Below are 5,371 nucleotides of genomic sequence, written 5' to 3' on the forward strand. Positions count from 1 at the left end.
CCTAGTGGGTGGGGGAGGTAAAAATGAACGATGAAAGAAAAAAAGCATTACAATCTTTGAAAACAGCTAGGGGGCAAATTGAGGGGATAATAAAGATGATTGAAGATGATAGATATTGTATTGATATATCTAATCAAATATTTGCAGCTCAATCTTTATTAAAAAAATCAAATTTAATTATTTTAGAAAATCATTTATCTCACTGTGTTAAAGATGCTTGTATAAACGGTGATGGGGATGAAAAAATAACAGAGATAATGAAGATACTAGATAAAGTTATAAGCAGATAAATTAGGAGGTATTATTATGGAAAAGACAATTAATATAGAAGGTATGAGTTGTGGTCACTGTGTGGCTCACGTTAAGGAAGCTCTAAGTGAATTAAAGGATACTAAAGTTATTGAAGTAAGTTTAGAAAATAAACATGCTGTTGTAGATACAGATATTTCTGATAATGAAATAATTTCTACTATCGATGAAGCTGGATATGAAGTTACATCAATAAAATAGTAGTCTTATATAAAGTTAATTATGAAATGGCTTTAATTTATAAAATGATATATTTATATATATCTGATTGAAGAATAAAGCCATGGAACTAAGAAGGGTTATCTATAGATAACCCTTTGTATTTTGGAGAAATAAATTAGTTAAATGAATAAATTGAATAAATAATTACTCATTAATCTATTTAATAATCTATTTAATTTTTTTAATTATCTTACTCATTTCAGTAATATGATGGTTAAGATTTATTAAATCATCCTCTTCTAATGATGAGATTCTTTCTGATAGATTATTTTTCATCTCTATTTTCTTTTCTTCTAGAAATTTATGAGCTTTTTCAGTAAGTTCTATTTTCAATTTTCTTCTGTCTTTTGGATCTGTGTATCTATGAACAAAACCCTCACTAATTAACTTATCTATAATAGGTGTCATATTTGGTTTTGATATATCTAAGCATTTAGCAACATTTGAAACAGAAGTTGATTTTATATTCAGCAAATGAAAAAGCACTTTCATATGAGAGGGGGGGATAGCATTATTCTTAACTATTTCACTATGATTAAATAATTTATTATTAACGTGGAATATTAAATTAAGTAAGTTGTTAGTTACGTTATCCATCTTAGTTTTATCCATTTTATCCTCCTTAATAAGTATAGTCTTATTATAAACCATTATTTTTAGTTATACAACCATAATTATTATTGACATATAATAGTTATAAAAATATAATTAATATAGTCATAGTAATTTAAATGCATAAATGAGAGGAGACGAAGATTATATGATAAAGTTAACAAGATATTTAAAACCATTTTTAGTCTCTATCTTTGCTGTAATTGCTTTGCTTTTTGTTCAGGCAATTAGTGAACTATCCTTACCAGATTACATGTCTAACATAGTTAATGTTGGTATTCAGCAAGGTGGAATTGAAAATTCAGTTCCTGAAATAATTAGAAAATCAGAAATGGAAAATCTATTTTTATTTATGAAGGAAGAAGATTCGAATTTTATTAAAGAGAACTATACTTTATTAAATATAAATAATCTAGATACTAAAGAAAAAAATGATTATTTATCAAAATATCCTATATTAGAAAATGAGGAATTATATAAGCTTAATACAAAGAATAAAGATAATATAGAAAAAATGAAAGATATCTTTGCTAAGCCTGAAGTTATAGTTTATGGAATTAATTCTGGAACCTTCGATAAAGAATTAGAAGGTAATATTATGAATGGAAGCATGCCGCAAATTCCTGGGATGCAAGATGTTAAAGATCCCTTTATGTTATTTAAAACCTTACCTAAAGAATATTTAAATGAAATGGTAGAAGATATTAATGAAAAGTTTGAAGGCATGGAAAGCAGCATGATTGAACAAGGGGCTGTTTCATATGTAAAGAGTGAATATAAATCTGTTGGAGTTAATGTAGATTCACTTCAAACTAGGTATATAATATTAGCAGGAATTAAGATGCTAGGTATAGCACTAATTAGTATGATAGCTGCTATAATAGTTGGTTTACTATCAGCTAAAATAGCTGCTGGAGTAAGTAGGTCTTTAAGAAAAGATGTATTTAAGAAGGTTACAAGTTTTTCAAATACTGAATTTGATAAATTCTCGACTGCATCATTAATTACTCGTAGTACTAATGATATACAACAAATTCAAATGCTTATGGTTATGTTATTTAGAATAGTATTTTATGCTCCGATATTGGGAGTTGGTGGTATTCTTAAGGTTCTAAAAACTAATACTAATATGACTTGGATTATTGCTCTTGGTGTAATATTAATTTCAATATTAGTTGCAGTATTATTTACTTTTGCAATGCCTAAATTTAAATCAGTACAAAAACTTATTGATAAATTAAACTTAGTTACAAGGGAAAGTTTAACAGGAATGCTTGTTATCAGAGCTTTTAGTACTGAAAAGCATGAAGAAGAAAGATTTAATAAAGCAAATAATGATTTAACTAAAACTAATTTATTTGTAAATAGATTAATGGCTTCAATGATGCCTGCAATGATGTTAATAATGAATGGATTAACTTTACTTATAGTATGGGTAGGATCTCATCAAGTTGATATGGGTAATATGCAAGTTGGTGATATGATGGCATTTATGCAATATGCTATGCAAATTATAATGTCATTCCTTATGATATCAATGGTTTCGATAATGTTACCACGTGCTTCAGTATCAGCTCAACGTATTAGCGAAGTTTTAGATACAGAATTATCTATTAAAGATAAGAAAGAAAAGAAGAAGTTTAGAAAAGAAGAAAAAGGTATTGTTGAGTATAGAAATGTAAGTTTCAAATATCCAGGGGCTGAAGATAATATACTTAATAATATTAGTTTTACTGCAAGACCTGGTGAAACTACAGCTATTATAGGTAGTACAGGTAGTGGTAAATCTACACTTATAAATTTAATTCCAAGATTTTATGATGTAACTAATGGAAGTATTTTAGTGGATGGAGTAGATATAAGGGATGTAGATCAAAAAGAACTAAGAGATAAAATTGGATATATTCCTCAAAAAGGAGTTTTATTCTCAGGAACCATTGAAAGTAACTTAAAATATGGAGAAGCTAATGCTACATTAGAGGATATAGAGGAAGCTTCAAAGATAGCACAAGCATTAGAGTTTATTGAAACTAAGCCTGATAAATATGCAACAGAAATATCTCAAGGTGGTACTAATGTATCTGGAGGTCAAAAACAAAGATTATCTATTGCTAGAGCTTTAGTTAAAAAGCCGGAAGTTTATATCTTTGATGATAGCTTCTCAGCTTTAGACTTTAAAACAGATTCAGCTTTAAGAAAGGCAATTAAAGATAACATTAAAGATGCAACTATGATAATAGTAGCACAAAGAATAAGTACTATAAAAGATGCTAATCAAATCATAGTTTTAGATGAAGGAAATGTTGTTGGAATTGGAACACATAAAGAGTTATTAGAAAACTGTGAAGTTTATAATCAAATAGCCTCATCACAACTTTCAAAGGAGGAACTAATGTCATGAGTAAGAAAGTAGATAATAAAAGACATGGTGGTTTCGGTGGCCCTATGGGTGGAATGCATTTAGGTGGTGCTAAGGCTAAGGATTTCAAAGGAACTACAAAGAAACTATTAGATTATTTAAAGCCATTTAGATTGTCAATAATTATTGTTTTAATATTTGCTGTTGGTAGTGCAGCCTTTTCAATTATTGGTCCAAAAGTTTTAGGACATGTAACTACTTCTATTTTTGAGGGGTTAGTAAGTAAGATTTCAGGAAGTGGCGCCGGAATAGACTTTTCTTATATAGGTAAATTAATTGTAATACTTATAGTATTATATGTAATTAGTGCAGCATTTTCATTTATACAAAACTTCGTAATGTCAGGAGTTGCACAAAAAGTTTCTTATAACCTTAGAAAAGAAATTTCTCTAAAAATAAATAAAATGCCATTAAAATATTTCGATAAGATGTCACATGGTGAGGTTTTATCTAGAGTAACAAATGATGTTGATACTGTAAGTAATACGCTAAATCAAAGTTTATCTCAAATATTTACATCTATAACAACTTTAATTGGTGTACTTATTATGATGTTATCTATAAGTGGAACTATGACCTTAGCAGCTATAATTGTTGTACCTTTATCTGGGGTTCTTATATCATTTGTAGTTAAGAAGTCACAAAAATATTTCAAAGAACAACAATCTTATTTAGGTCATGTAAATGGACACGTTGAAGAAATATATAGTGGTCATACTATAGTAAAAGCTTTTAATGGTGAAGAAAAATCTGTAGAAGAATTTAATGAATTGAACGATACATTATATAGTTCAGCTTGGAAATCTCAGTTTTTATCAGGTATGATGATGCCAATAATGACTTTTATAGGTAATATAGGTTATGTTATTGTTACCATATTAGGTGGATATTTAGTTGTTAAGAACTCAATAAAGGTTGGAGATATTCAATCATTTATTCAATATATAAGGTCATTTAATCAACCTATAGCTCAAGCAGCACAAATAGCTAACGTATTACAATCAACTGCAGCTGCAGCTGAGAGGGTATTTGAATTCCTAGAAGAGGAAGAAGAATCTGATTTAGATACAAATCCTATAGATGTAGAAGAGTTAAAAGGTGAAGTAACATTTAAGAATGTACACTTTGGATATAATGAAGATAAGATTATAATTAATGATTTCTCTAGTAAGATTAAGCCAGGCCAAAGAATTGCTATTGTTGGACCTACTGGAGCTGGTAAAACTACTATAGTAAAATTATTAATGAGATTTTACGAGTTAAACTCTGGAGAAATACTATTAGATAACTACAATATAAACGAATTTAAGAGAAGTGATTTAAGAAAAGCATTTGGAATGGTTCTTCAAGATACATGGTTATTTAATGGATCAATAATGGAAAATATCCGATATGGTAATTTAAATGCTAGTGATGAAGAAGTAATTAATGCAGCAAAAGCAGCTCACGTACATCACTTTGTTAAGACATTACCTGATGGATATAATATGGAACTTAATGAAGATGCAAGTAATGTATCACAAGGTCAAAAACAATTATTAACTATAGCTAGAGCAATACTAGCAGATCCTAAGATTCTAATACTAGATGAAGCTACAAGCTCAGTTGATACTAGAACTGAAGTGTTAATTCAAAAAGCTATGGATAACTTGATGAAGGGAAGAACTAGCTTTATAATAGCTCATAGATTATCTACTATTAAAGATGCAGATTTAATCTTAGTAATGAAAGATGGAGATATAGTAGAGCAAGGAAATCATAATGAGCTATTAAATAAAGATGGATTCTATGCTAATCTTTATAATAGCC

General features: G+C 28.5%; 5 protein-coding genes. 4 read left to right on the top strand and 1 reads right to left on the bottom strand.

Annotation, left to right across the window (positions count from 1 at the left end; translation table 11 throughout):
- Nucleotides 1–23 precede the first annotated feature (23 nt).
- Nucleotides 24–290: a metal-sensing transcriptional repressor gene (locus E6248_RS12525; RefSeq protein WP_136005196.1), complete on the top strand. Its 267-nt coding sequence runs from the start codon at nucleotides 24–26 to the stop codon at nucleotides 288–290.
- 16 nt (nucleotides 291–306) lie between these two features.
- Nucleotides 307–510: a heavy-metal-associated domain-containing protein gene (locus E6248_RS12530; protein WP_316341133.1), complete on the top strand. Its 204-nt coding sequence runs from the start codon at nucleotides 307–309 to the stop codon at nucleotides 508–510.
- A 189-nt stretch (nucleotides 511–699) separates the two neighbouring features.
- Here E6248_RS12530 and E6248_RS12535 read toward each other — a convergent pair whose 3' ends face one another.
- Nucleotides 700–1,143, bottom strand: a complete 444-nt coding sequence (locus tag E6248_RS12535) for a MarR family transcriptional regulator (RefSeq protein WP_316341134.1) — start codon at nucleotides 1,141–1,143, stop codon at nucleotides 700–702.
- A 148-nt stretch (nucleotides 1,144–1,291) separates the two neighbouring features.
- Between E6248_RS12535 and E6248_RS12540 the strand changes: the two genes are divergently transcribed.
- The gene (locus E6248_RS12540) at nucleotides 1,292–3,544 is read left to right on the top strand and encodes an ABC transporter ATP-binding protein (protein WP_316341135.1); all 2,253 of its coding nucleotides are present in this window, start codon (nucleotides 1,292–1,294) and stop codon (nucleotides 3,542–3,544) included.
- The coding region (locus E6248_RS12545; RefSeq protein WP_316341136.1) for an ABC transporter ATP-binding protein at nucleotides 3,541–5,371 on the top strand (1,831 nt) is incomplete at its 3' end. The genes E6248_RS12540 and E6248_RS12545, both read left to right, overlap by 4 nt.

The sequence above is a fragment of the Clostridium sp. genome (assembly GCF_032552055.1).
GTDB lineage: Bacteria > Bacillota > Clostridia > Clostridiales > Clostridiaceae > Clostridium.

Bases quoted from the DNA above. Each gene is read 5' to 3' on its own strand.
- E6248_RS12535 (WP_316341134.1), bottom strand. From the start codon at position 1,143: ATGGATAAAACTAAGATGGATAACGTAACTAACAACTTACTTAATTTA.
- E6248_RS12540 (WP_316341135.1), top strand. From the start codon at position 1,292: ATGATAAAGTTAACAAGATATTTAAAACCATTTTTAGTCTCTATCTTT.
- E6248_RS12525 (WP_136005196.1), top strand. From the start codon at position 24: ATGAACGATGAAAGAAAAAAAGCATTACAATCTTTGAAAACAGCTAGG.
- E6248_RS12530 (WP_316341133.1), top strand. From the start codon at position 307: ATGGAAAAGACAATTAATATAGAAGGTATGAGTTGTGGTCACTGTGTG.